Genomic DNA, 24738 nt, shown 5'->3' on the forward strand with positions numbered 1-24738 from the left:
ACGGCCACGACGACAACGACCGCCACCCGCTCGACAACCCTATTTGACACCGCTGGCGGCATGAGTGTGGACCGGAGTTATGATCACCGCCGTCGAAGCATTCTTAGAAAGATTTCATCCTTTTCTTTCATGGTGCTCTCATTGTTTCTAGCCTTCTTCTGAAGGCTTTTTGAGCGTTCTGATGGGTAAGGTAAGGCGGTAACGCGGAAACCCCTTAGAATGGCATACAGCGACTCTGAGTTTATGCAGGGATGATTAATGTGCAAGACATACAAAGCACATCAATATTCGTTTTTATAACATCATGTTTAGGGTGATGCGGTAAATGTATCTGATTCAGCAAAATTATGAATTATTCCATATATGCCGATGTTAGAGATAAGGAGGCGTGTGGAAGCAAATTTATAATCTATTTTGCGTTGATCATATTTCTGGCAAACGCTTGCTGTTTCCATGGTCTTATGGCTTTAAAATCGATGCAGTGATCCCAGTTGACTTTGTTTATATAGTCAGAGCGCTCTTGTAATTCAATAGGCTTGATATATCGTCCTGTCGATACTCCCCCGGATGGCTTTTGGCCCATCATCGTTTCAATTTTGTGAATAGGCATCTCAAGTTTATTGGCGAGATATGTTTCAAGGTTGTGTCGCAAAGAATGAAATGCTGTGTTCGGTGTTTGGATGTTGCAGTTTGCTTGATTTGTATATGTTGTGTTAAACCATTTTTGAGCCTTATAGCCGTATTTGTTTCTTTCATTGTATGTTAGTTCTGGGAATAGGCGCTCTGTCTTAGTAGATTGTGCAAATTCAATCAGTCCAAGATGTATTAGTTTTCGGTGAATGGGGATGAGTCGTCTATGGTCTGGCCGTTTGACTGACTTTTTTGTTATTTCCTTTTCATTATCATTGATGTCAATAACCCATATTTTAGAGTCCTCGTGCTGGTATATGTCTGAAACATATAGTTGGCATATTTCATTGAGTCTTGCGCCCGTAAAGAGACCAATTAGAGGTACCCAAAATCTATAAGGTTCTTTGTGTAGCCCAGTTGTGTAGTGTCTGCTGTTGAACAGCTTTCGTAAATCATCACAGGTATATGCTTTGCGCTCTTCGTGAGTGATCGACTCACTTCTGATGACGTTCGACAAAGAATTTGTTAAGCCTGCGATGCAATAATTGTTTTTATATAACCAGGAAATGAAACTTGACAGTCGGTTGAGATATTTCTTCTTGGTTGTGGCGCTAATTTGATCATTTTCGGGAATAACAGATTTCAACAGGGCGCGAGCTGTTTTGTCTTTGTATTGTGTCTTTTTACTTCTGTTCGAAGGGAGCTTTAATATTAGTTCCTTGAATTCTTGAACATGTTCTTTTGTTACGTCTCCAGTTGATATATCACCTGTTAATTGATAGAAAAGGTTGAATATTTCGTTTCTATAATTTTGTCCGGTTGTTATATTGCTCCAGCTTGTCTGATTCTCGACTAGAAATTTGTCGAAAGCCTCTTTTAGAGGGATCGAGTTAACGTGCGCACGGTGATGGTTATTGATTGCTGACAATATCTCCTTAAGATGATTTGATTCAAGCCTTGGTTGTTTGTCTGGATCAGTAGCGCTGCTTGATTCATTAATTTCGCGTTGAAATCTAATGGCTTGCTCAAGTAGTGCTGTCTCGTTTTCAGTTGAATCGAGCTTTGACAGGAACTGTTCCTCGTACTCTGCGAATGACTGGGAATGTTCTCTAGCGTCAATGTGTTGACGTAACAACTTCATTGCAGATGCAAATAAATCTGGATCTGAAAAATATTTTCGAGCAATGTCATCAAACATCAATACGAGTCTTCGTGCTTTTGAGAGTGCTAGTCTACGTTCTTTAGTATATAAGGAAATTCTAAAATACTTGGGCAGTGATGAGGATAACCTACGTAGGTGCTCTGGTACCCGTTTTTGGAAACAGAACACACCACAATGGTTACGGTAGAGATAGGAGGGGGATGAAGCCACAGATGTAACACACCATTGTATTACACCAGTTGCTTCATGGGTTGTTGCTTTGTTTTTAACTTATTGAAATATAAGTTAAAAAATAGAAATAATGGTGGAGCCGAGGGGGATCGAACCCCTGACCTTCGCATTGCGAACGCGACGCTCTCCCAGCTGAGCTACGGCCCCGAATCGAGAGGGTCGAACCGCCTGAGATGGATGATGTCTCCAGGTCGGGCGGGCGACGGTTTGATTCTGCACCCAGAAGGGCTTTCGAGACAAGAGGCGCATGCCCCCGGGTGCCCGATTTCGCTGGCCTGATGTCCATGCCCGCTTCGGGGCACGGACCGGCGGATCCTCTAGCGGTGCAGAACGAACTGCAGGACGGCCTTGCTCCCGAAGTAGGCGAGGATGAGGATCACGAATCCGCCGAGGGTCCAGGTAATGGCGGTGCGTCCGCGCCAGCCCTTGCGGAAGCGTCCGATCAGGAGTCCGCCGAAGACCAGCCAGGCGAGGACGGAGAGCACCGTCTTGTGCACCAGATGCTGGGCGAACATGTTCTCCAGGAAGGCGAGACCGCTGAGCAGCGCCAGGGTCAGCAGGACGAAGCCGGCGCTGATCATCTCGAACAGCAGACTTTCCATCGTCTGCAGTGGGGGCAGGGTGCGCACGAATCCGCCCGGTTGGCGATGGCGCAGATGATGGTCCTGCACGGAGAGCAGAATCGCCTGGACCGCGGCCAGGGTCAGCAGGCTGTAGGCCAGCATCGACAGGAGCACGTGGATCTTGAGCGGCCACGAGGCCGAGGCGCGCATGAATCCGACCTCGGCGAAATGGGTTTCGAGTATGAGACTCAGCGCGGCGGCCGGCAGCAGGATCAGTCCCAGGTTGTCGACCGGCTTGTTCAGGCTCGAGACCAGCAGCAGCGCGATGATGGTCCAGGAGGTGAGTGCCAGGGCGTGGTAGAAGCCGAGGTTGATTCCGGCGCTGCTGAAGATGCTGTCCCAGAGGACCCAGCTGTGGATGGCCAGGCCGACGAAGGCGACCGAGATCGCAAGCGCGCGGTCGGGAATCCAGCCCTCCTTGCGGAACAGGCGCATGCCGATGAGGACGGCGGCGGCCATATAGCTGGCGGTGGCGATGTAGGCGAGGAGGGTATGAGTCATATGCGTGACTTCATCTTGCTAGAACGGTGGCACGGAAATGTTGGGTGATCATATCGTCCGACATTGACCCTGCATTATACTCACAAGTCATGCCGTAAGCCGATGGCAATGGTTTTTTCTTGAGATAGCGCCGATCCCAGGCGCCGATTCGAGGTCGTAGCATGTTTCAGAATCTCCAGGACCGCTTCGAGGGCGTACTGACCAATCTGCGGGGTCAGGGTCGACTGAGCGAAGATAACATCAGGGAGACCCTGCGCGAGGTCCGCATGGCGCTGCTCGAGGCGGACGTCGCCCTGCCGGTGGTGCGTCGGTTCGTCGAGGACGTTCGCGAGAAGGCGCTCGGTGAGGCGGTGACCAAGAGTCTGACCCCGGGCCAGGTGCTGATCAAGATCGTCAACGACGAGCTGGTCGAGCTGATGGGCCAGGCCAACGAGCAGCTCGACCTGATCGCCCAGCCGCCCGCGGTCATCCTCATGGCCGGTCTGCAGGGCTCGGGCAAGACGACCAGCGTCGCCAAGCTCGCCCGCTGGCTGCAGGAGAAGCAGAAGAAGTCCGTCATGGTGGTGAGCTGCGACGTCTATCGTCCTGCGGCCATCGAGCAGTTGAAGACGGTCGCGGGCGAGGTCGGGGCCGAGTTCTGTCCCAGCCGGGGCGACGAGGACCCGGTCGAGATCGCCAAGCGCGCGCTCGACAGCGCGCGCCGTCATTTCAAGGACGTCCTCATCGTCGACACGGCGGGCCGGCTGCACGTCGACACCGAGATGATGGACGAGATCAAGACCATCCATGCGACCCTGAACCCGGTCGAGACCCTCTTCGTGGTCGATTCCATGACGGGTCAGGACGCGGCCAACACGGCCAAGGCATTCGACGAGGCGCTGCCGCTGACCGGCGTCATCTTGACCAAGACGGACGGCGACGCGCGCGGCGGCGCGGCACTCTCGATCCGCCAGATCACCGGCAAGCCGATCAAGTTCCTCGGCACCGGCGAGCGCACCACGGCGCTCGAACCCTTCCATCCCGATCGGGTGGCCTCGCGCATCCTCGGCATGGGCGACGTGGTCTCTCTGGTCGAGGAGGTCCAGTCCAAGGTCGACAAGGACCAGGCCGAGAAGTTGGTCAAGAAGCTCAAGAAGGGCAAGGACTTCGATCTGAGCGATTTCAAGGATCAGCTGGAGCAGATGAACAAGATGGGCGGCATGATGAGCCTGATGGAGAAGCTGCCCGGCATGAATCAGATCCCGGACCACGTCAAGGACAAGGCGAGCGACAAGGAGATGGGCAAACTGGTCGCCATCATCAACTCCATGACCCAGCAGGAGCGCCAGTTCCCGGCCATCATCAAGGGATCGCGGAAGCGCCGCATCGCGGCCGGCTCCGGCACCCAGGTCCAGGACGTGAACAAGCTGCTCAAGCAGTTCACCCAGATGCAGAAGATGCTCAAGAAGATGAAGGGCGGGGGCATGGCCAAGATGATGCGCTCCATGCAGGGCCGCCTGCCGCCCGGCTTCATGGGGGGCGGCGGGTTTCCTCCGGGCGGCATGCCTCCCGGCGGCGGATTCCCCATGTGAGTGGAGCTTCCAGCTTCCAGCGGCCGGTCTCCAGCGTTTGGTGGTGGCTGGCCGCTTGACGATCGATCCCTTTCGGACCCACATCTGCTCCATACCCACCTTTGGCCATCACGGGGCGCAATCGATGCACATCTACCTTCTTCTTCGGCGGCGCGCTTTTCTCCTTATATCGGGAATGCTGGTATTGCTGTTCTCGGCGGGGATGGCCTCGGCCTCGCCCTGGGGCGAGGTGAAGCGTCCCAGCTCCGGGCCGCCGCGCGTCATCGGCGGGGTCTCCAACGGTTGTATCGCCGGTGCCCTGGCGCTTCCCGAAAGCGGGCCCGGTTATGTCAGCATTCGCCGCTATCGCAACCGCTATTACGGTCATCCCAAGCTGCTGCGATTCATCGCCGACATGGGGCTCGCCCAGAAGCGCCACGGCGATCGGCTCATGATGATCGGCGACCTGAGCCAGCCGCGCGGAGGGCTCATGTCCTCCTCGCATCGCAGCCATCAGAACGGACTGGACGTCGACATCTGGCTCACACTGGCCGACTCTCCGGCCATGGCCAGGCGTCTGATGGACGACCGCTCGGATCCCGACAGCATGGTGGCCCCCGGTGGCGACGATATCAGCCGCTATTGGGGCGAGGACCAGCGGTTTCTGATCGAGACCGCCGCGCGTCATCCCTCGGTCGATCGCATCTTCGCCAACCCGGCGATCAAGCAGGCCCTGTGCCGGAGCGCGCGCGGCGACCGTTCCTGGCTGCGCAAGGTGCGGCCCTGGTGGGGGCACGACGCCCATATCCACGTGCGTCTCTCCTGCCCTCCCGGCAGCGGACAGTGCGCGAGCCAGAGCCCGGTGCCCGTCGGCGAGGGCTGCGGCAAGGAGCTGGCCTGGTGGTTCAGCCCAGAGGCGCGCAAGCCGAGCAAGAAGGGCGGGCGGCGCGTCGAACCGACACCGCCGGCGGCCTGCTCGGCCCTGCTGAGGGATATGTGAGGGTACGGGATGCGCGATCCCTATAGTCTCGTTTGCTCCGGGCCGGCTGCGTTTCCCGTCTCTCCGGTGCCCATGAGCTCGCCCAGGCTGTCCTCGTAGAAGTCGATGCGTGTCTGGGTGGCGGCGAGCCGGGTCTCGATCTCGTTCAGTTCGGTCGCGTTGGTCTGGCGGCGGCTGTCGAGGACGCGTCGCTCCTCCGTGAGCTTGGCGAGCCGCTCCTTGTCGGTGCGCTCGGCCTTTTCGAGCGACTTGAGGTCGCGTCTGGCGTCGCGCGCAGATTCGCTCTCGCCGCGCGCCCAGAAACCGAAGCGGCGCGGTGGCGTCTGCGACTCCTGGTCGGCCTGCCGGGCCAGGCTGGCGATCCGCTCGCGTTCCGCCGCGAGCTCCTCGGCCAATGTCTCCATGCCCTGCTCTGCGGCGGCGATCTGGTCGTCCAGCTTGCGTCCGCTCTCCCGCAGCGATTGGCGCTCGGCGAGCTGCTTGGTCTCCACTCCGCGCAGTCGGCTCAATTCTTCGCGAAGGGTCTTGAGTCGGGTCTGATGTCGCTCGCGCTCGCGTCTGAGGTCGAGCTCGGCGATCTTCTCGGCGTGCGCCAGCTGTTTGGCGAGCTCGGACTGGCGTGTCTCGGCCTCGCTGCGGGCGAGCTGGTCGGCGAGCTCGCGCTCGCGCAGACGCAGCTCCTCGCGGGCGATCTCCTGCTCGTGCTCCATCTCCTCCTGGCGCTGGCGCAGCTCGGCCTCCTGCTGGGAGCGGCTGCGGTGCCAGTCCTCGCGGGCCTGCTGCAGCTCGGAGGCCAGCTCGATCCGGCGGTGGTTGTGCAGCGCCTCGGTCTCGTCGGCGAGCTGGGCCTGGAGCTGCGAGGTGCGGATCTCGAGTTCCCGGTCGAGCGCGGCCAGCTCGATCTCGCGGCGTTTCTGTAGATGGGTGCGCTCCTCGCGCAGGTGCTCCATCCGCTGGACCAGGGTCTCCTGCTCGATGGCCTGCTCGGTGAGGTAGCGCCGCAGCGGCGCGCGGGCCTCGACCAGCGACCGGCGCTCGCCGTAGAAGGATGCCGGATCGCGCTCGAAGGCGAGCCAGAGCCGGACGAACTCGGCCGAATTGAGACGCTGGCGCGGATCCTGGGGCAGCTCGAAGCCGGGGGTCTCGGCGAGTCCGCCCTCGAGATACTTGCGGTACTGCATCTGGATGGTTTCGCTGAAATAGGCGCGAACGGCCGGTGGCTCGAACAGCTTGATGGCGATCAGCGAGAAGAAGAGCACCCCGAGCGCGGCCTGGGCGAATCCCTCGACCGTCTCGAAATGGGGGACGCCGTGTTCCTCGGGCCGGTCGCGCAGCGCCTGCAGGGCGAGCGAGCGGGCGGCGAAGCTCAGGGGCGGCGGCATGGCCTCCGACTGGCGGCCGGCGACCTCGGCGGCGATGGCGTCGAGCCGCTGCTGCTGCTCCTGGCGCAGCCGTTCGAGCTCGTCCGAACGGTTGCGCAGCGCCTGGTTCAGCTGTTCGATGCGCTCCGAGATGGGTGCGGTCCGCTGGGAGAGTTCCTTCTGCTTGGCCTCCAGCTGCCCGGCGAGCCGCTCGGCGTTGGCCTCCCATTTGCGCGCCTCGGGTCCGTGGCCCGCCGGTCGGCCGTCGCGTCCCAGGATCTCGTCGCCCACCCGCTGCTGCGCGCCCGCCAGATCCCGGCGCAGGATCTCCATGACGGGGGCCAGCTCGGCCTCGATCCGGATGCGCCGTTCGCGCTCGGCGGCGAGCGATCGGTTCAGGCGCTCGATCTCGGCCTCCAGTGGGGCTGAGCGCTCGGCATAGAGCGTCTCGGTTCGGCGCGTCTCTTCGGCGATCTCGGACTGCAGCCGCGACTCGCGTTCCGCGTGGTAGCTCTCCACCTGGGCCTGGTGGTAGCTGGCGATGTCGTCGGCACGGATGAGCTTGCCGAGGAAGGGTGCGGTGACATAGAGCGAGACGCCGACGATGGCCAGTCGCGTCAGGATGCCGAGCCACCAGCGCAGCAGCGCGCCGAGCCCGCGCGGGGCATTGGGGTTCCAGCGTCTGGAGCGGATCATGGGGCGCTCGGACATGATGAGCGAGGCGTCCACGATCCAGATGACCGAGAACATGAGCGCGAACATGAAGAGTCCGGCCGGCGTCTTCAGCCAGGGGCTCTCCTGCGGCACGATCGACGCCCCGATCAGCCCCCAGACGGTGCCCTCGAGGCTCGCCATCAGCAGGATGAGGGCCCAGGCGAAGCCGAGCCAGACCGCGACGGCCGGGGTCAGCAGATGATCGCCGTAGGGGCGCAGACGCAGATAGGCCGTCAGCGGGATCCTGATACGGCGTGTCTCGTGGGAGTTGGTGTCCATCCTGATGCCCATGGAGGAAGACGGCTAGGCTGCGTGCCATTCTATTCGCTTGCGGCGATCCGGGCATCCGCTCAGGCTTGCGTCAGGTCCACCTGTCCGAGCATGATGCGCGGCTGACATCCGCCGTCCGTCCGACGGACATCGTGTACAGCATTCGAGGTTTTCGACTCATGGATCGCCTGACGCGCAATTCCATCATCATCTCCGCGTTCCTCCTCGTGTTTCTCATCGTCACCCTCGCCTGGCAGCGCTTCGGGATGACCCCGCGCGTCTGGCAGCTCAATGATGTTTTGGAGGCGGATCCGGTCTTGTCTCAAGCGCCTTATCGGTTCCGGGTTCTCGTCTTCCTCAACGGCATCGCCACGCTGAGCAGTCCGCATGCCGACCTGGTTCCGCTCGAAACCTACGTGAAGGCGGCCGATCCGGCCCTGGCCGAGAGGCCGGCCGACGATGCCGAGGTGGTCGCTGCCGAGCGCGCGTTCCGCGAGAGCGAGTTGCGGGCGATCGCGGTGCTGCTCGCCCAGCCGGATGTGGATTCGGTGGTCTGGTCGCTCGATCGGGCCTGGTATCACAAGCACGGGGTTCGTCTGGGGGCGATCCCCAATACGGGTGGCTGACGATGGGGCATTTCTACGTTCTGCTCGGGCTCTGGTTCATCCTGCTCATCGCGATGCTGCTGAGTCTCTGGAGGCTGATGAGGCGCCGTCTCTCGTTGCCCTACAAGGTGGATCCGGCCCTGTTTGCGCCGGGGCAACTCGCCTTCAAGGCGGTGCTCGAGCGCGCGCTCGGCAACGGGTATCGGGTCTATGGCAAGGTGCGCGCGGCCGATGTGATCGGTCTGCGCGGCCGTTTGTCGCGCGCCGATCAGGAGCGTGCCTACATCCGGCTCGGCGAGCGCGGATTCGACTTCCTCGTCTGCAGCGCCGAGACCTCGGCGATCGTCTGCGCCCTGAACCTCGCCCCGCGCTCGCGTTTCGGCAAGGCGTCTCCCAGGAAGGACGTCCTGGACCGTATCTGCGCCGCGGCCGGACTGCCGTTCGTGCGCGTTCGCGAAAGCGATGCCTATTCGGCCGATCAGGTCGCCTCGATCGTGTCCGGGGCCATCCATGCGCATCGCAAGCGGGAGCGCGACGAGGCGCTGCCCCAGGACGAGGCCGAGGAGATGCTGCAGGGGCTCTCCGCGGCGATCCAGGAGCGCGAGCTGGATTCGGGGTCTCGCACTCGGGCCCAGCCCGGGGCGGCACGTCCGTCGCGGGTAGCCGGAGGCGCGGCGCCTCGGCGCAAGGATCCAAAGGTGGGCGGTTCCAGGCGCAGGGATCCGCTCATCATCGGTACCGCGGACGTGGAGGAGGGACCCGAGTTCCGGATCGACGCGGACCTGGACGAGGCCCGTCCGCTGCGCAGATCGCGGCTCTGAGCCGAGGCGAGGGTTTCAGCCAAGGCGATTTGCAGAAACCTCCTTCGAATCTCCCGCGGAATCGCCGAGTGCAACTCGGCGGTTCCGGGGCATCTCAATTGGCCGGGCTGCCGGGGTCGATCCAGATTCGGCCATCCTCGACCGCGAGTCGGTAGGTACGGATGGGCGCGTCGGCCGGTTCGTCCTGCGGTTCGCCCGTGGCCAGGCTGAAGCGGCTGCCGTGCAGCGAGCACTTGATGCGGTCGCCGTCGAGACAGCCGAAGGAGAGCGGGTAGTCCTCGTGGCTGCAGTTGTCCTCGACCGCGTAATAGCGCCCGTCGGCGTTGGCGACGACATAGGGCCGTCCCTCGATCACGACCTTGACGAACTTGCCGGGCTGGATCTCGTCCGCCCGGGCGACGGCGATGTAGGGGCTGTCCATGCTCAACCCAGCCTTTGCGCGGCCTTGCCGGAATCCAGCGCGGAACGGATGCGGTCCGCCGCCGCGGCGAGGGATGACGCGCGTCCCAGGTGCCAGAGGATGATGGCGCCGGTGAAGACCAGACTGTCGTAGGTGGGGCCCTTGTTCCCCTCCAGTGCGGCGAGGCCGGCCTTGGCCGCGGCGATGGCGGTCGCCTGGATGTCGACCGCGACGGCGATCTCGTCGCCCGGACGCGTGGTCTGGGGCAGGTCCTCGGGCAGCGGCACGGCCTTCACCGGCTGCTCGATGCCCAGTTCCTGAGGGTCGATCTCGAACGCCTGTTCCTCGCCGTGGTTCTGGTAATTGACGCAGGTTCCCTTCTGACGCAGCGAGGGGATGACCCCGCCCTCGCTACCGCGGATCAGCAGGGCCGAGTCGAACCCGGTATGACGGGCGAGCATGGCGTAGATGCGCGGATAGGGCTTGTGGACGTAGCCGGTCACCAGATGGGTGCGTTTGCGTCCGTGGATGGGGCGTGCCATCACCTCGACCGTGGTCACGGCCTGGCGCTTGACCATGGCGGCGCGCAGGTCGACCAGATTGTGCAGCGGGGCGCAGAAGGAACGCTGGTCGACATAGCTCCAGCCGCAGCCGGGGTCCTTCAGCCGGTCGGCGGCCTCGACCGGGCTCAGGTCGACCGGCACCCCGGCGGCATCCAGTATGTGGCGGTGGGTGACACCGAACTTGGGGCCGACCGCGTGGGCGCCGTGACTGATGGCTGGCACCCCGCATTCGGCCAGCAGGGGCATCAGAAATGGGGATGCCGGGAGACAGCGGTTGTAGCCGTCGTAGGGGTCGGCGATGTCGACCACGTCGTCGACGTCCGCGACCACATGGCCGGTCGCCTCGCGGATGGCATCCAGGATGCCCTTGAACTCCTCGTCGGTCTCGCGCTTCATCCGCAGGGCGATGAAGAAGATGCCGGCCTGGACCGGATCCACCTTGTTGTCGAGGATGGCGCGCATGCCGGCGCAGGCATCGGCGGCCGAGATGTCCTTGGAGAGCTCGGGTCCGGTGGCGATGCGCTGGATGATGGAACGCATCTGCAGTTTGGCGTCGTCCGACGCGGTCGGGGTGCTGCTCATCGTCTGTCCTCCGGATTCTGGAGTGTGTTTGTGATCGGGGCCGGAAGGGTCTGCAGCGATTCCGGCCTGTGTCGCGTGCCCTGATGGTCAATCGCGATAGCGTAGATTCAGGTCGTCGTAGGCGTCGATGCGGCGGTCGCGCAGGAAGGGCCAGACGCGCCGTACCCGCTCGGTCCGCTCCAGGTCGATCTCGGTCACCAGCAGCTTGGGCGACTGGTCGTCGGCCTGGGCGAGGATCTCGCCCTGCGGACCGCAGACGAATGAGTTGCCCCAGAAGCGCAGGCCGGCGGTGTTTCCGCTCGGATCCTGCTCGACGCCGACGCGGTTGCAGGCGGCGAGCGCGAGCCCGTTGGCGATGGCGTGTCCGCGCTGGATGGTCATCCAGGCGTCGAGCTGGCGCTCCTGCTCCTCGGGCGAGTCGCTCGGGCTCCAGCCGATCGCGGTCGGATAGAGCAGGATCTGGGCCCCGGCGAGCGCCATGGAGCGCGCGGCCTCCGGAAACCACTGGTCCCAGCACACCAGCACGCCGAGCCGCCCGGCGCTGGTGTCGACCGGATTGAAGTCGAGATCGCCCGGGGTGAAATAGTATTTCTCGCAATATCCCGGGTTGTCCGGGACATGCATCTTGCGGTAGATGCCCGCCAGGGACCCGTCGGCGTCGACGATCACCGCCGTGTTGTGGTAGAGGCCGGCGGCGCGGCGCTCGAAGAGCGAGCCGACGATCACCAGCTCCAGCTCGCGCGCCAGTGCGCTGAGCCGCTCGGTGGTGGGGCCGGGGATGGGTTCGGCCATGTCGAAGTGGTCGGGATCCTCGATCTGGCAGAAATAGGGCCCGTTGTGCAGCTCCTGCAGCAGAACCAGGTTGGCGCCGCGGATGGAGGCCGCGCGGATCGCCGCCTCGCAATCGTCCAGATTGGCGCCGGGGCTTCCCTGATCCGATTGCTGAACGAGCGCGAGTGTCAAAGATGAGCCAGGCATGCGGAACCTCGGGGTGACGGTCGAGCGACCATTATCCTATGTTACCTTCTCGATTCGAGTGTCGGATGCATCCGAACGCGATCGGCCTGTCTGCCGGGCACGCCGACCTATTACATTGGGGATCGATGGCCAACTTTCAGACGCATCTCAATGGGGGCATCCTCGCCAGCGCGGCGGCGACCCTGGGTCTGCACATGGGCGGCATGGTGCAGGGCGGTCAGACCCTGCCCCTGTTCGCCCTGGGCGTGATCGGCAGTCTGCTGCCGGACATCGACTCGGATACCTCCAAGCCGGTCAACGCGCTCTTCAGCGTGCTCGGCGCCGGTCTGGCGTTCGCCATGACGCTGCCGCTGATGGACTGCTTTCAGCCGCTCGAATTGACCCTGATCTGGGTCGGCGTCTTTCTCTGCGTGCGCTACGGCTTCTTCGAGATCTTCACCCGCTTCACCGTGCATCGCGGGATCTGGCATTCCTGGCTCGGCATCGCCGCCGCGTCCCTGGCGACGGTCGATATCGCCTATTGGATCTGGGAGCAGCCGCCCGAGTCGGCCTGGACCGCCGGTCTCATGGTCGGCATCGGCTATTTCACCCATCTCTTCCTAGACGAGGTCTACAGCGTGGATCTCTTCAACAGCCGCTTGAAGCGCTCCTTCGGCACGGCGCTCAAGCCCTTCAGTCTGGACGACCGCTGGAGCAGTCTCTCCATGCTCGCCGTTGTCCTCGCGCTGGCCTGGGTGGCGCCCGACGCCCGGGGCTGGGTCGAGCGGATGGACCTGGGGACCCTGGATCCCAACCGGCTGGCCGATCTCTTCTGGGATCAGGTGTCTTCCGCGCGGGCCCTGGTCGGCGACTGGTGGTCGCGGCTGCAGCGGATGCTGCCGCTCGGCTGAGGGCTGCACAGGCTGTACTCGCGGGTTGGGCTGCGCTAGATTGGCGCGTTGGCGTAAGACAACGATAAATATACTGGGGCTATGGACCTTAATTTTCTCGATTTCGAACAACCTATCGCGGAGCTCGAGGCGAAGATCGAAGAGCTGCGCCTGGTCGGCCACGATAACGAGCTCAACATCCAGGAGGAGATCGAGCGTCTGCAGTCGAAGTGCGTGGCGATGACCGAATCCATCTTCTCCTCGCTCACGCCCTGGCAGATCTCGCAGTTGTCGCGCCATCCGCAGCGGCCCTATCTGCTCGACTACGTCCGCCGCATCTTCGACGAATTCCACGAGCTCCACGGCGATCGCGCCTTCGCCGACGATCGCGCCATCGTCGGTGGCCTGGCCCGCATCGAGGGGCGGCCGGTCATGGTGATCGGCCATCAGAAGGGTCGCGACACCAAGGAGAAGATCCTGCGCAATTTCGGCATGCCGCGCCCCGAGGGCTATCGCAAGGCGCTGCGTCTGATGCAGATGGCCGAGCGCTTCGGCATGCCCATTCTGACCTTCATCGACACCCCCGGCGCCTATCCGGGCGTCGGTGCCGAGGAGCGCGGGCAGAGCGAGGCCATCGCCCGCAATCTGCGCGAGATGTCCACCTTGCGCACGCCCATCCTCTGCACCGTGGTGGGCGAGGGCGGCTCGGGCGGCGCGCTGGCGATCGGGGTCGGCGACTGGGTCGGCATGCTGCAGTTCAGTACCTATTCGGTCATCTCGCCCGAGGGCTGCGCCTCCATCCTCTGGAAGAGCGCGGACAAGGCCCAGCTGGCGGCCGAGGCCATGGCCATCACCTCCGACAAGCTGCTCGAGCAGGGGCTCGTCGATCAGGTGGTCAAGGAGCCGCCGGGCGGGGCACACCGCAACCCGGATCTGGCCGCCAAATATCTGAAGGAGGCGCTGCTCGCCCGGTTGGAGTCCCTCGAGGCCCTTCCGCTGGACGCCCTGATCGCCGACCGCTACAAACGTTTGATGGCCTGCGGCCGCTTCAAGGAGTGATGCCGGGACCTTCCCGGCTTCCGGATCGGCTTGCTCTCGTCCTAAGCCGTGCCCATGCCCAAGCTCGATCCGGCCCGTCTCGCCGACGCGCTCTCCGAGCTGGATTCGGTCCGCCGGTGCTGGGTCGCCTATAGCGGCGGGCTGGATTCCGAGGTTTTGCTGACCGCCCTGAGCGAGGTGCGGGAGCGGCTTCCGGGCGAGCTTGCGGCCGTTCACGTCGATCACGGACTGCATCCCCGATCCGCCGTCTGGGCCTCGCGCTGCCGGACGCGATGCGAGGTTCTGGGGCTGACCTGCGAGGTCAGGCCGCTCGGTCTGCGGCCGATTCCCGGCGAGAGTCTGGAGGCGCTGGCACGCGAGGCGCGGTATGACGCCTTCGTGGATCTGCTCGATCCGGACGATCTGCTGCTTACCGCCCATCATCAGGACGATCAGGCCGAGACCCTGCTGCTGGCCCTGTTGCGCGGCGGCGGCGTCCAGGGCCTGGCATCCATGCCGCGCATCCTGCCGCTCGGGGCCGGGCGGCTGGTGAGGCCGCTGCTCGGGCTGCCGCGCGCCGCGCTGATGGACTTCGCCGATGCGCGCGGGCTCGACTGGATCCAGGATCCGAGCAACGACCACCTGTCCTTCGACCGCAACTATCTGCGTCATCGGGTGATGCCCCTGTTGCGGGCACGCTGGCCATCCTGCGCCGCGACCCTGTCCCGCAGCGCCGGACACTGCGCCGAGGCCGCCGATCTGGTGGACGAGCTGGCCGACCGCGTGCTCGCGGATATCCCCGGCGGGCGCCCCGGTACCCTGTCCATTCGTGCCTTGCTGGATCTGGGGCGCCCCTTGCGTGCGGGCGTGGTGCGGCGCTGGCTGAAGCTGGGTGGATTTCGTCCGCCCGACAGCCGGCACCTCGCGCGTATCCTCGACGAGATGCTGGTGGCGCGCGCTGACGCGAATCCGCAGGTCCTCTGGTCGGGGTGCGAGGTTCGGCGCTACCGCGACGACCTCTTCGTCCTGCAGCCGCTGCCGCGCGCTCCAGCGCCGGATTCGGCGCTTCCATGGTCGATCGGGCAGGGGACGCATTCGCTGCAGCTGCCTGAGCCCTTGGGGAGGCTCGAATGGCGCCCAGAGGCTGCGGGGTCGGGGGGGCGACGTCTCCGGGTCGGTTTCGGTCGGTCCACCCTGACCTGCCGCTCGTCGGCCGGTCGTCCGAGCCGGGCATTGAAGAAGCTGTTCCAGGACGCCGGCATCCCCGGCTGGCTGCGCGCCTATGTCCCCCTGGTCTTCGAGGGCGAGACCCTGATCGCGATCGCCGGAGTTTGCGCCTGCGCGCCAGACGAAGGCGCCTCCGCCGGCGCCGAGATTCGATGGACCGGCCACCCCTGGGAGGCGTGGCTGCCGCAACCCGGCCGCGATTCCTCGTAGGGCGCAATAGCGACAGCGTATTGCGCCGCATGGTTTGCGGTGCCGTCGTCTCGGCCCCGGTCGCTATCCATACGGCGCAATACGGCCGCCCCTCTGGGCGGCCTATTGCTCCCTACCTATCCGCGCGGTCGTCCGATCAATAGAGCGCGTTCATCATCTTGGCGCGGTAGCCGGCCACCAGGTCGCCGCCTCCGCCCAGCAGGTCGAACACGGCTAGCATGCCCTTGCGCCCGGCATCGTCGCCATAGGCGCGATCGCGCTTCATCAGGTCCAGCAGCAGATCGAGCGCCCCGGCATAGTCGGCGCGCAGCACATGATGGGCCGCGAGCAGATAACGGGCCTCGCTGTCCTTGTCGTCCTGTTGGAGACGCGCCTTCAGCTCGGCCTCTGGCGGGGCGTCGGACAGGGCGCTGGAGAAGCGCAGCTGGCCACGCAGGGTGGCGACCTCTGGGTCGTTGACGAGCTCGAGCGGCAGCCTGTCGATCTCGTCGAGGGCGGTGGCGACGTCGCCCTCGGCGGCCGTCATCTGGACCTCGGCCAGCCGCAGTCGGGCGTTGTCTGGATCTTCGGCTTTGACCCTTTCGAGCAGTCCGCGCGCTTCCTCGAGGCTGCCGGCGGCGATCAGGTGCTGGGCCTGGGTCAGAAGCCCGTCGGTGGCGCGCGGGATATGGCGGTCGATGAACTCGCGGATCTGAGACTCGGGGAGGGCGCCCATGAACTGGTCCACCGCGCGTCCCGACTTGAAGAGCTGGACCGTCGGCAGGCTGCGGATACCGAATTGGGCCGCCAGTGCCTGCTCCTCCTCGGTGTTGACCTTGGCGAGGAGGAAGCGGCCGCGATATTCGTCCGCCAACTTGGCGAGCAGCGGCATCAGCATGCGGCAGGGTGCGCACCAGTCCGCCCAGAAGTCGACCAGTACCGGACGATCGAAGGACGCGTCGAGGACGAGGGATTGAAAACTTTCAGCGGTAGCGATCACAACATTCGGGGAATCGGTCATGGTAGATATCGTACTGGCTTGGAAACGAGAGATAGCGGCCGAAAATAGAGATGCCGAGAGATGGATGCAAGTGTCGGTGCCATGGGGTCGGGGTGTCGGGCCGAGCGTTTCGGACGGCGAGCCTCATGGACAGCATGGCGCCGCTTAATTAGAATTCACCCGGGTCAGTGCGCAGCCAGTGGCCCAACCCTAATACGTGCTGATGTCGCCGCTCGTGCTTCCCGCCGCGGCCGTCGCGCGTCCTCGCCCGGATTCGGAGATACCCTTGAGAAAACCCGCAGTTCTGGTTCTGGAAGACGGCTCGGTCTTCCACGGAACGTCGATTGGCGCCGATGGGATCAGCGTCGGTGAAGTCGTATTCAACACCGCGATGTCCGGCTATCAGGAGATCCTCACGGATCCCTCGTATCTGAGACAGCTCGTCACGCTCACCTATCCGCACATCGGCAACGTCGGCGTCAACCCGGAGGACGAAGAGTCCGAAGCGGTTCAGGCGGCCGGCCTCATCATCCGCGACCTGCCCATCCTGCCGAGCAATTTTCGCATGCAGGAGACGCTGGACGCCTATCTGAAACGGCAGAAGGTCGTCGGGATCGCCGATATCGACACCCGTCGTCTGACCCGCATCCTGCGCGAAAAGGGCGCGCAGAACGGCTGCATCCAGGCGGGCGACGGAGTGGACGTCGACACGGCGCTCGCCGAGGCGCGTGCCTTCCCCGGGCTCAAGGGGATGGATCTGGCGCAGCACGCCTCGACCCAGGAGGCCTATTCCTGGACCCAGGGCGTGTGGACGCTCCCGGCCGGGCTGCCCGAGCCGGTGAAGCCGGTCGCCGAGCAGCTGCCCTACCACGTGGTCGCCTACGACTACGGCATCAAGCGCAACATCCTGCGCATGCTGGTCGCGCGCGGCTGCCACGTCACCGTGGTCCCGGCCCATATGCCGGCGGCGACCGTTCTGGCCCTGGAGCCGGACGGCGTCTTCCTCTCGAACGGCCCCGGCGATCCCGAGCCCTGCGACTACGCCATCGCCGCCATCCGCGACCTGCTGGAGTCCGGTATCCCCATGTTCGGCATCTGTCTCGGGCACCAGCTGCTGGGCCTCGCCTGCGGCGCGCGCACGCTCAAGATGAAGTTCGGCCATCATGGCGCCAATCACCCGGTGCAGGATCTCGCGACCGGCGTCGTCATGATCAGCAGCCAGAACCACGGCTTCGCGGTGGACGAGGAGAGCCTGCCGTCCACGGTGGAGGCGACGCACCGCTCGCTGTTCGACGGATCGCTTCAGGGCATCCATCACCGCGAGCGTCCGGCCTTCAGCTTCCAGGGGCATCCGGAGGCCAGCCCTGGCCCCCATGATGTGGCACCCGTCTTCGACCATTTCATCGATCTGATGCGGGAGCGCAAGGCCGACGCCGCCTGATCCTGCGTTTCCCTTCATCGATTACCGCGTGACACCAAATGCCCAAGCGTACCGACATCCATAGCATTCTCATCATCGGCTCCGGCCCCATCGTCATCGGCCAGGCGTGCGAGTTCGATTATTCCGGGGCACAGGCCTGCAAGGCGCTGCGGGAAGAGGGGTTCCGGGTCATCCTGGTCAACTCGAATCCGGCCACCATCATGACCGACCCCGAGATGGCCGACGCCACCTACATCGAGCCGGTCACCTGGCGTGCCCTGGCCGCCATCATCGAGAAGGAGCGCCCGGATGCGCTGCTGCCGACCATGGGCGGCCAGACGGCGCTCAACTGCGCGCTCGATCTGGTGCGCGAGGGCGTGCTCCAGGAGTACGGGGTCGAGCTGATCGGCGCCTCGCGCGAGGCGATCGACAAGGCCGAGGACCGCGACCTCTTCCGTCAGGCGATGCGCAAGATCGGGCTCGACATGCCGCGCTCGGCCATCGCCCACAGCCTGGAGGAGGCCAATCAGGTCCAGGCATCGATCGGCTTTCCGTCCATCATCCGTCCCTCCTTTACCATGGGCGGTAGCGGCGGCGGCATCGCCTACAATCAGGAGGAGTTCGAGGAGATCTGCCGGCGCGGTCTGGATCTCTCGCCGACCCGCGAGCTGCTGATCGAGGAGTCGGTGCTCGGCTGGAAGGAATACGAGATGGAGGTGGTCCGCGACCGCGCGGACAACTGCATCATCATCTGCTCGATCGAGAACTTCGACCCCATGGGCGTGCACACGGGCGACTCCATCACGGTCGCCCCGGCCCAGACCCTGACCGACAAGGAATATCAGATCATGCGCAACGCCGCGCTCGCGGTGCTGCGCGAGATCGGCGTCGATACCGGCGGATCGAACGTCCAGTTCGCCATCGATCCGGATACCGGGCGCATGATCATCATCGAGATGAATCCGCGCGTCTCGCGCTCCTCGGCCCTGGCCTCCAAGGCGACCGGCTTCCCCATCGCCAAGGTCGCGGCCAAGCTGGCCGTCGGCTATACCCTCGACGAGCTGCGCAACGACATCACCGGCGGCGCCACCCCGGCCTCCTTCGAGCCGACCATCGACTACGTGGTCACCAAGATCCCGCGTTTCGCCTTCGAGAAGTTCCCCCTGGCCGACGCCCGTCTCACCACCCAGATGAAGTCGGTGGGCGAGGTCATGGCCATCGGCCGTACCCTTCAGGAGTCGCTGCAGAAGGCGCTGCGCGGTCTGGAGACCGACCGCTACGGGCTGGACGAGATCGTCGATCTCGCCGATCCCGAGGCGGTGGAGACGATTCGCCTCGAGGTGCGCCAGACCGGCGCCGAGCGCATCTTCTACGTCGCCGACGCCTTCCGCGCCGGCATGAGCCTGGAGGAGATCCACGCCCTCAGCCGCATCGATCCCTGGTTCCTGGCCCAGATCCAGGATCTGGTCGCGACCGAGGGCGAGGTCCGCGCGCTCGGTCGTGAGGGTCTGACCCTCGAGGTCCTGCGCATGCTCAAGCGCAAGGGCTTCTCGGACCGGCGTATCGCCGGTCTGGTCGGCGCCAAGGAAACGGAGATCCGCGAGCTGCGCCACGCCCTGGACCTGCATCCGGTCTACAAGCGGGTCGATACCTGCGCGGCCGAGTTCGCCTCCAGCACCGCCTACATGTACTCCACCTACGAGGAGGAGTGCGAGTCCGAGCCCTCCGATCGGCAGAAGATCATGGTCCTGGGCGGCGGTCCCAACCGCATCGGTCAGGGCATCGAGTTCGACTACTGCTGCGTCCATGCCGCCTTCGCCATGCGCGACGACGGCTTCGAGACCATCATGGTCAACTGCAACCCGGAGACGGTTTCGACCGACTACGACACCTCCGATCGGCTCTATTTCGAGCCCCTGACCCTGGAGGACGTGCTCGAGATCGTCGCCAGGGAGAAGCCGTTCGGCGTCATCGTCCAGTACGGCGGTCAGACCCCGTTGAAGCTGGCGCGTGCGCTGGAGGCGGCCGGCGTGCCCATCATCGGCACCACCCCGGACAGCATCGACCTGGCCGAGGACCGCGAGCGCTTCCAGCGGCTGATCCAGGAGCTGGGTCTGCGTCAGCCGCCCAACGCCACCGCGCGCAGCGAGGCCGAGGCGATCGAGCGCGCCGCGCAGATCGGCTATCCGCTGGTGGTGCGGCCCTCCTATGTGCTGGGCGGGCGGGCGATGGAGATCGTCTACGAGGAGGCCGAGCTCAACCGTTACATGCGCGAGGCGGTGCGGGTCTCGAACGAGTCGCCGGTACTGCTCGACCGCTTCCTCGACGACGCCATCGAGATCGACGTGGATGCCATCAGCGACGGCAGCGACGTGCTGATCGGCGGCATCATGGAGCACATCGAGCAGGCGGGCGTCCATTCGGGCGATTCGGCCTGTTCGCTGCCGCCCTACACCCTGTCGCCGCTGACTCAGGATCGCATGCGCGACCAGATGGTCAAGCTGGCCCGAGCGCTGAACGTGGTGGGGCTGATGAACGCCCAGTTCGCGATCAAGGGCGACGACATCTTCATCCTCGAGGTGAATCCGCGGGCCTCGCGGACCGTGCCCTTCGTCTCCAAGGCCATCGGCATCCCGCTGGCCAAGGTGGCGGCGCGCTGCATGGCGGGCAAGACCCTGGCCGAGCAAGGGCTGACGCGCGAGGTTCGGCCCAAGCACTATTTCGTCAAGGAGGCGGTCTTCCCCTTCGTCAAGTTCCCGGGCGTGGACTCGGTCCTGGGACCTGAGATGAAGTCCACCGGCGAGGTCATGGGCGTGGGCGAGACCTTCGGCGAGGCCTATGCCAAGGCGCAGGAGGGATCGGGCAGCCTGCTGCCGCGCAAGGGCGGCAAGGCCCTGCTCAGCGTGCGCGAGGCCGACAAGACACGCCTGATCCACGTGGCGCGCGATCTGCTCGAATTCGGCTTCACCCTCTACGGCACCCATGGAACGGCCGCCGCGGTGCGCGCGGCCGGTCTCGACTGCATCGGCGTCAACAAGGTCGCCGAGGGCCGGCCGCACATCGTCGACATGATCAAGAACAACGAGATCGGCTTCGTCGTCAACACCACCGAGGGGTCCAAGGCGATCGCCGATTCGGCCGCCATCCGGCGCGCGGCGCTGCAGCACAAGGTCACCTACACGACCACCATCTCGGGTGCCGAGGCGACCTGTCTGGCGCTGAAACAGCTGGACATCGTCAGCGTCAATCGGTTACAAGATCTGAACTGATTCGAAAAATAGCGGGCGCCCACGAGCGCCCGCCGTCTTTTGTATATGGTCCGCAAGGGGCCTGTCTCGCGTTGCGCCTGCGTGCGCCGCGACGCATCCATACGAGGTAAGCACCATGACCAAGGTACCTCTGACCGCCAGGGGCGCTGAGAAATTGCGCGAAGAGTTGGAGCATCTGAAGCGGGTCGAGCGCCCCCGCATCATCGAGGCGATCGCCGAGGCGCGCGCCCATGGCGATCTCAAGGAGAATGCCGAGTATCATGCCGCGCGCGAGCAGCAGGGCTTCGTCGAGGGCCGGATCAAGGACATCGAGGGCAAGCTGTCGAACGCCCAGATCATCGACGTCACGACGTTGGCGGCGAACGGCAAGGTGGTTTTCGGCACGACCGTCAAGGTGCTGGAGCTCGACAAGGACGAGGAGCTCTCCTACCAGATCGTCGGCGACGACGAGGCCGACCTCAAGCAGGGCATGATTTCCGTCAGCTCGCCCATCGCCCGTTGCCTGATCGGCAAGTCCGAGGGCGATATCGCCTCGCTCGACGCCCCCGGCGGTATCCGGGAGTTCGAGATCCTCGAGGTGCTCTACATCTGAACGGATGCCGACTCGATGCCTTTCCGGCATTCGGTCGGCGCTCCACCTAACGGCCGAGCAGCTTCCGCAGGAACCGTCCGAGGCTGCTCTTCAGGTCGCCGTCGCTTCCCTTGAGCAGCCGCATGGCGGCCTCGTTGATGCGCTGCGCGCTGGCCGATCTGGGATTGAGGAGCAGGTGCGGCTTCTGCGCCAGGATGCTCTTCTCGATCAAGGGGTCGTCCGGGACATGGCCGATGCATTCGAGCGTGCCGTGCATGAACTTGTCGGTCACGCCCTTCAGGCGGGATGCGATCCGCTGCGCGTCCGAGGCCGAGGTGGCGCAGTTGACGAGCAGCTTGAGCGGTTTCGATTCCTCGGCCAGCACCGTCTTGATGATGCCGTAGGCGTCGGTCAGCGAGGTCGGATGGGGCGTGGTGACGATGAGCGCGTCGTCGGCCGCCAGCACGAAGCGGACGACGTTGCTGCCGATCCCGGCCCCGGTGTCGATGATGAGGAAATCGTAGCCGCTCAGTCCCTCCAGGTCGCGCATCACGTTCTGTCGCTCGCTCTCGCCGAGATCGGCGAGCTCGGCGATGCCGCTCGCCCCGGCGATGAGATCGATCCCGTAGTCCGTCGGCATGACGATCTCGGACAGTGTCTTGTGTCCGCGAACCACATCGTGGATCGTGAGCTTGGGGATGATGCCCAGCATCACGTTGAGGTTCGCCAGTCCCAGATCGCCATCGAGCATGAGCACTCGGCGGCCGGTGCGGGCGATGGCGATACCCAGATTGATGGATAGGGTGGTTTTGCCGACCCCGCCTTTTCCTGAAGTGACGCAAAGGGTACGCATGGATTGGGTCGCTATCTCGGAATCGTCTTGGGTCTCGGAATCGTCTTGCGCTCTGTCATTCGGGCGTTCCTCTCGGTCATTCGCCGTTCCCGCTCACACGGGTGACCAGACACTGATGTCCTGCCTCGCGCAGCCGGGCGCACCAGTCTCTCGCCTCCGCCTCGTTCGTCCATTCCAGGGCGCGTAGACGGTAGAATTCGTCGCGGGCATCGCCGTAATTCGAACGGCTGATCGTCAGTTCCAATCCCCCGAGCATGTTCTGGTATCGCTGCACGAAGATTTCGCGGTCGGTCTCGACCTTCTCGAGCGAGCGTCCGGCGAGCAATTGTACGTGCCAGAGGTAGCGGTTCGAGGTCCGCGCGGGCGCGGCGGAAGGCGTCTGCGCTTCCAGGGGTGTGTCGGGCTGCGCGGGTTCGGCGACGATGGGCGCGGGAGACGGCGGCTGGGGCTCGGTTCCTTCCATTCGAGCGGTCTCGAGGCTCGACTCGCCGATCCCGGCGGGCGGTTCCGGATGGACTGGCTCCGGCCCGGTCGGTGTCGTCTCCAGCGGTTCGGTATCCGCCATGGTGATGGGCGGTCGTTGCGCGGCAGGTTCCGGCTGGGATGCGGTCGGCGTCTCCTTCGTCGGCTGCGCCGTGGTCATGTCGTGGGCTGTCGTCCTCTCCGGCCTCGGCTTCGTTTCGGGCTCCACGGAAGGCGAGGCATGGCTCGGCGGCCGGGCGGGCGTCCGCGCCACCTCCGGTCTCGGGCCGGAGACGATGTCGCTGGGTCTCGGCAGCGGCAGCGACAGGGGGGGCAGCTGTTCCAGCCACCGGGGATCCGGGGGCGAGTCGGGCGCCGCGCGTGGAAGTGACTGGACCGGTTCGGCCAGGGCGACCGCCATGGGGAGCAGCAGGGCGAGCGCCCGGAGGCCGATGCGTCCCGTCGCCGGGCTCCGCGGTCGAATGGGCTTCTTCATCGCGCCTCCCGGGGCGGCAGGTCGATGGTGCAGCTGGTGTCGCCGTCGGTGCGGGCCTGCTCGCCGCAGAGCGTCAGCTGTTCACGGTTCCTCGCGATCAGTTTCGCCCCCAGCAGGAGCTCGCGATAGGCGGTTTCGTCGGCGCGGGACAGGAGCAGGCTCCCGGCCTGCCAGTAATGCTCGGGTCCGATCAGGCGCGCGCCCAGCTCGATGCGGTGCTGCGGATCCGTGAGTCGAGGCGCCAGCAGTATGGCCGCGGACACGGCGACCGCGATCAGCGCCACGGTCGCCAGGACCCAGGGGTTCGTCAGCCGAGCGAGAAGATTGGGCCGCTGTATCGCCGCGAACAGGGTCTCGAGCGCCTCGGCGTCCTGGTGTCGCATCGCCTTCTGGTGGTCGTAGAGGCGCGACAGGGGATCGATCCGCCATCCCTCGATGCCCTTGAGCATCCTTTCCCGGTAATGCTTCATCCGCTCCTGGCGCGTGCGCATGCGCCAGGTGCCGTCGGGCTGATCGCCGAGCTCTCCCAGGGTCAGCCACTCGGTCGCCAGCGACAGATAGGCCTGGCTGATCGGGGTCGTGGTGCTCTGCATCAGGAAGGGCTGGCCAGGCGGAGCGTCTCCGGCCAGTCCGGGGTCGAAGGGAATCTCGGTCATGAGTGACATGCGCCCGTATTCCTGGCGCAGGTGGGCGAGCAGCTTGTTCTCGCCATCGGTTTCGGTCTGAGCCCTGATCAGCAGATAGAGCCCGTAGAGCGGCTGCGGGAGACCGGCGCGCAGCTGGGTGACGGTCTTGAGCAGATTCGGCAGGTTGTCCAGCAGCTTGCGCTCGCAGGCCAGCGGCATCAGCACCCGGTGGGCCGCGATCAGTGCGTTGCGGGTGAATGGGTTGAAAGAGGGCGGGCAGTCGAGCACCACATGATCGAATTCGATCGAGAGGGCGGACAGGGTGGCGAGCGCCTGATAGAGCCGGGTGTGGCCGTCCTCCATCCTGGCGAGCGCGTTCTCGAGCGCGCCCAGCCCCTCGTTGGCCGGGGCCAGGTAGATCTCTGTGATCTTGGTCGACCCGATCATGTCGCGGGTCAGCTTGCCCTCGGTGATGGCGCTCTCGCTGCCGCCGCGATCCTTGCCTTCGTATCCGATGGCCTGGCTGGCGCTGCGCTTGGGATCCAGATCGATCAGGAGCACCGAGCGTCCGGCCGCCGCCAGGCCCAGCGACAGGTTGATCGCCGTCGTGGTGGCGCCGACGCCTTCGCGCTGGCCGAAGATGGCGATGATTTCCGGTGAGAGCCTTGGCTTATCCTGTGTCTTGCGTGTCATGAGGGCACCGCCTTAGGACATGTGAAGAGCCGAG

The 24738-nt window shown here is 64.4% G+C and carries 20 protein-coding genes, 1 tRNA gene and 1 pseudogene; 10 read left to right on the forward strand and 12 right to left on the reverse strand.

Translation table 11 applies throughout. The features are described from left to right. Positions 1 to 409: 409 nt before the first annotated feature. The 4 genes and pseudogenes from D779_RS21825 to D779_RS16805 all read right to left on the reverse strand — a co-directional run bounded on the left by D779_RS21825 (position 410) and on the right by D779_RS16805 (position 3147). Positions 410 to 1828, reverse strand: coding sequence for a site-specific integrase (locus D779_RS21825; protein WP_081763566.1), 1419 nt, complete (start codon positions 1826 to 1828; stop codon positions 410 to 412). Next, a pseudogene (locus D779_RS23325) lies at positions 1829 to 2002 on the reverse strand (DUF6538 domain-containing protein); the annotation flags it as partial. Between the two features lie 92 nt (positions 2003 to 2094). Further along, positions 2095 to 2170: transfer RNA gene (locus D779_RS16800), tRNA-Ala, on the reverse strand. Between the two features lie 170 nt (positions 2171 to 2340). After that, positions 2341 to 3147 carry a cytochrome C assembly family protein gene (locus D779_RS16805; RefSeq protein WP_043756283.1) on the reverse strand — a complete coding sequence of 269 codons (807 nt, stop codon included), beginning with the start codon at positions 3145 to 3147 and terminating at the stop codon, positions 2341 to 2343. A 161-nt stretch (positions 3148 to 3308) separates the two neighbouring features. Here D779_RS16805 and ffh point away from each other — a divergent pair, with 161 nt between their 5' ends. Then, the gene (ffh, locus tag D779_RS16810) at positions 3309 to 4718 is read left to right on the forward strand and encodes a signal recognition particle protein (protein ID WP_043756285.1); all 1410 of its coding nucleotides are present in this window, start codon (positions 3309 to 3311) and stop codon (positions 4716 to 4718) included. A gap of 175 nt (positions 4719 to 4893) precedes the next feature. Beyond that, positions 4894 to 5697 (forward strand): penicillin-insensitive murein endopeptidase, encoded by an 804-nt coding sequence (gene mepA / locus D779_RS16815; RefSeq protein WP_043756287.1) that lies wholly within the window; start codon positions 4894 to 4896, stop codon positions 5695 to 5697. 20 nt (positions 5698 to 5717) lie between these two features. Here mepA and D779_RS16820 read toward each other — a convergent pair whose 3' ends face one another. Beyond that, positions 5718 to 8051, reverse strand: coding sequence for a coiled-coil domain-containing protein (locus tag D779_RS16820; RefSeq protein ID WP_043756351.1), 2334 nt, complete (start codon positions 8049 to 8051; stop codon positions 5718 to 5720). Between the two features lie 170 nt (positions 8052 to 8221). On the opposite strand from D779_RS16820, the gene D779_RS16825 reads away from it, so the two are divergent. Both D779_RS16825 and D779_RS16830 read left to right on the forward strand, forming a co-directional pair. Continuing rightward, on the forward strand, positions 8222 to 8668 hold the full coding sequence (locus D779_RS16825; protein WP_043756352.1) for a hypothetical protein: 447 nt from the start codon (positions 8222 to 8224) through the stop codon (positions 8666 to 8668). Between the two features lie 2 nt (positions 8669 to 8670). After that, positions 8671 to 9468: a DUF2726 domain-containing protein gene (locus D779_RS16830; protein ID WP_043756289.1), complete on the forward strand. Its 798-nt coding sequence runs from the start codon at positions 8671 to 8673 to the stop codon at positions 9466 to 9468. A 94-nt stretch (positions 9469 to 9562) separates the two neighbouring features. Here D779_RS16830 and D779_RS16835 read toward each other — a convergent pair whose 3' ends face one another. From D779_RS16835 to D779_RS16845, 3 genes are all read right to left on the reverse strand, one after another. Then, complete coding sequence (locus D779_RS16835) at positions 9563 to 9889, reverse strand: Rieske (2Fe-2S) protein (RefSeq protein WP_043756291.1); 327 nt, start codon at positions 9887 to 9889, stop codon at positions 9563 to 9565. A 2-nt stretch (positions 9890 to 9891) separates the two neighbouring features. Continuing rightward, a complete protein-coding gene (locus D779_RS16840; protein WP_043756293.1) occupies positions 9892 to 11013 on the reverse strand; it encodes an anthranilate phosphoribosyltransferase in 1122 nt (373 codons plus the stop codon). A gap of 87 nt (positions 11014 to 11100) precedes the next feature. Further along, complete coding sequence (locus D779_RS16845; RefSeq protein ID WP_043756295.1) at positions 11101 to 11991, reverse strand: carbon-nitrogen hydrolase; 891 nt, start codon at positions 11989 to 11991, stop codon at positions 11101 to 11103. 125 nt (positions 11992 to 12116) lie between these two features. Here D779_RS16845 and D779_RS16850 point away from each other — a divergent pair, with 125 nt between their 5' ends. From D779_RS16850 to tilS, 3 genes are all read left to right on the forward strand, one after another. Next, positions 12117 to 12881, forward strand: a complete 765-nt coding sequence (locus D779_RS16850) for a metal-dependent hydrolase (protein ID WP_043756354.1) — start codon at positions 12117 to 12119, stop codon at positions 12879 to 12881. Between the two features lie 81 nt (positions 12882 to 12962). Continuing rightward, positions 12963 to 13919, forward strand: coding sequence for an acetyl-CoA carboxylase carboxyl transferase subunit alpha (gene accA, locus D779_RS16855; RefSeq protein WP_043756297.1), 957 nt, complete (start codon positions 12963 to 12965; stop codon positions 13917 to 13919). A gap of 54 nt (positions 13920 to 13973) precedes the next feature. Next, complete coding sequence (tilS, locus tag D779_RS16860) at positions 13974 to 15335, forward strand: tRNA lysidine(34) synthetase TilS (RefSeq protein ID WP_043756299.1); 1362 nt, start codon at positions 13974 to 13976, stop codon at positions 15333 to 15335. Positions 15336 to 15471: 136 nt separating this feature from the next. Here tilS and trxA read toward each other — a convergent pair whose 3' ends face one another. Continuing rightward, the gene (gene trxA, locus D779_RS16865; RefSeq protein ID WP_043756301.1) at positions 15472 to 16335 is read right to left on the reverse strand and encodes a thioredoxin; all 864 of its coding nucleotides are present in this window, start codon (positions 16333 to 16335) and stop codon (positions 15472 to 15474) included. Between the two features lie 265 nt (positions 16336 to 16600). Between trxA and carA the strand changes: the two genes are divergently transcribed. The 3 genes from carA to greA all read left to right on the forward strand — a co-directional run bounded on the left by carA (position 16601) and on the right by greA (position 21595). Further along, positions 16601 to 17755 carry a glutamine-hydrolyzing carbamoyl-phosphate synthase small subunit gene (carA, locus tag D779_RS16870; protein WP_081763569.1) on the forward strand — a complete coding sequence of 385 codons (1155 nt, stop codon included), beginning with the start codon at positions 16601 to 16603 and terminating at the stop codon, positions 17753 to 17755. 38 nt (positions 17756 to 17793) lie between these two features. Next, positions 17794 to 21003: a carbamoyl-phosphate synthase large subunit gene (gene carB / locus D779_RS16875; protein WP_043756302.1), complete on the forward strand. Its 3210-nt coding sequence runs from the start codon at positions 17794 to 17796 to the stop codon at positions 21001 to 21003. Between the two features lie 115 nt (positions 21004 to 21118). Beyond that, a complete protein-coding gene (gene greA / locus D779_RS16880) occupies positions 21119 to 21595 on the forward strand; it encodes a transcription elongation factor GreA (protein WP_043756304.1) in 477 nt (158 codons plus the stop codon). Between the two features lie 46 nt (positions 21596 to 21641). Here greA and D779_RS16885 read toward each other — a convergent pair whose 3' ends face one another. From D779_RS16885 to D779_RS16895, 3 genes are all read right to left on the reverse strand, one after another. Then, positions 21642 to 22427, reverse strand: coding sequence for a MinD/ParA family protein (locus tag D779_RS16885; protein WP_043756306.1), 786 nt, complete (start codon positions 22425 to 22427; stop codon positions 21642 to 21644). Between the two features lie 76 nt (positions 22428 to 22503). Further along, positions 22504 to 23385 (reverse strand): SPOR domain-containing protein, encoded by an 882-nt coding sequence (locus tag D779_RS16890; RefSeq protein WP_043756308.1) that lies wholly within the window; start codon positions 23383 to 23385, stop codon positions 22504 to 22506. Continuing rightward, complete coding sequence (locus D779_RS16895; RefSeq protein WP_043756310.1) at positions 23382 to 24704, reverse strand: DUF6118 family protein; 1323 nt, start codon at positions 24702 to 24704, stop codon at positions 23382 to 23384. The genes D779_RS16890 and D779_RS16895 overlap by 4 nt, the downstream gene beginning before the upstream one ends. Between the last annotated feature and the right edge of the window lie 34 nt (positions 24705 to 24738).

This window comes from Imhoffiella purpurea (assembly GCF_000585215.1).
GTDB classification, from domain to species: Bacteria; Pseudomonadota; Gammaproteobacteria; order Chromatiales; family Chromatiaceae; genus Imhoffiella; species Imhoffiella purpurea.

What these genes read in the sequence shown, in the direction of transcription:
- D779_RS16890 (WP_043756308.1), bottom strand. Translation starts at nt 23,385, where the DNA reads ATGAAGAAGCCCATTCGACCGCGGAGCCCGGCGACGGGACGCATCGGC.
- D779_RS16805 (WP_043756283.1), bottom strand. Translation starts at nt 3,147, where the DNA reads ATGACTCATACCCTCCTCGCCTACATCGCCACCGCCAGCTATATGGCC.
- D779_RS16820 (WP_043756351.1), bottom strand. Translation starts at nt 8,051, where the DNA reads ATGGACACCAACTCCCACGAGACACGCCGTATCAGGATCCCGCTGACG.
- greA (WP_043756304.1), top strand. Translation starts at nt 21,119, where the DNA reads ATGACCAAGGTACCTCTGACCGCCAGGGGCGCTGAGAAATTGCGCGAA.
- D779_RS16825 (WP_043756352.1), top strand. Translation starts at nt 8,222, where the DNA reads ATGGATCGCCTGACGCGCAATTCCATCATCATCTCCGCGTTCCTCCTC.
- D779_RS16830 (WP_043756289.1), top strand. Translation starts at nt 8,671, where the DNA reads ATGGGGCATTTCTACGTTCTGCTCGGGCTCTGGTTCATCCTGCTCATC.
- carB (WP_043756302.1), top strand. Translation starts at nt 17,794, where the DNA reads ATGCCCAAGCGTACCGACATCCATAGCATTCTCATCATCGGCTCCGGC.
- trxA (WP_043756301.1), bottom strand. Translation starts at nt 16,335, where the DNA reads ATGACCGATTCCCCGAATGTTGTGATCGCTACCGCTGAAAGTTTTCAA.
- D779_RS16850 (WP_043756354.1), top strand. Translation starts at nt 12,117, where the DNA reads ATGGCCAACTTTCAGACGCATCTCAATGGGGGCATCCTCGCCAGCGCG.
- D779_RS16845 (WP_043756295.1), bottom strand. Translation starts at nt 11,991, where the DNA reads ATGCCTGGCTCATCTTTGACACTCGCGCTCGTTCAGCAATCGGATCAG.
- accA (WP_043756297.1), top strand. Translation starts at nt 12,963, where the DNA reads ATGGACCTTAATTTTCTCGATTTCGAACAACCTATCGCGGAGCTCGAG.
- ffh (WP_043756285.1), top strand. Translation starts at nt 3,309, where the DNA reads ATGTTTCAGAATCTCCAGGACCGCTTCGAGGGCGTACTGACCAATCTG.
- D779_RS16835 (WP_043756291.1), bottom strand. Translation starts at nt 9,889, where the DNA reads ATGGACAGCCCCTACATCGCCGTCGCCCGGGCGGACGAGATCCAGCCC.
- tilS (WP_043756299.1), top strand. Translation starts at nt 13,974, where the DNA reads ATGCCCAAGCTCGATCCGGCCCGTCTCGCCGACGCGCTCTCCGAGCTG.
- D779_RS16840 (WP_043756293.1), bottom strand. Translation starts at nt 11,013, where the DNA reads ATGAGCAGCACCCCGACCGCGTCGGACGACGCCAAACTGCAGATGCGT.
- D779_RS16895 (WP_043756310.1), bottom strand. Translation starts at nt 24,704, where the DNA reads ATGACACGCAAGACACAGGATAAGCCAAGGCTCTCACCGGAAATCATC.
- mepA (WP_043756287.1), top strand. Translation starts at nt 4,894, where the DNA reads ATGCTGGTATTGCTGTTCTCGGCGGGGATGGCCTCGGCCTCGCCCTGG.
- D779_RS21825 (WP_081763566.1), bottom strand. Translation starts at nt 1,828, where the DNA reads ATGTTTGATGACATTGCTCGAAAATATTTTTCAGATCCAGATTTATTT.
- D779_RS16885 (WP_043756306.1), bottom strand. Translation starts at nt 22,427, where the DNA reads ATGCGTACCCTTTGCGTCACTTCAGGAAAAGGCGGGGTCGGCAAAACC.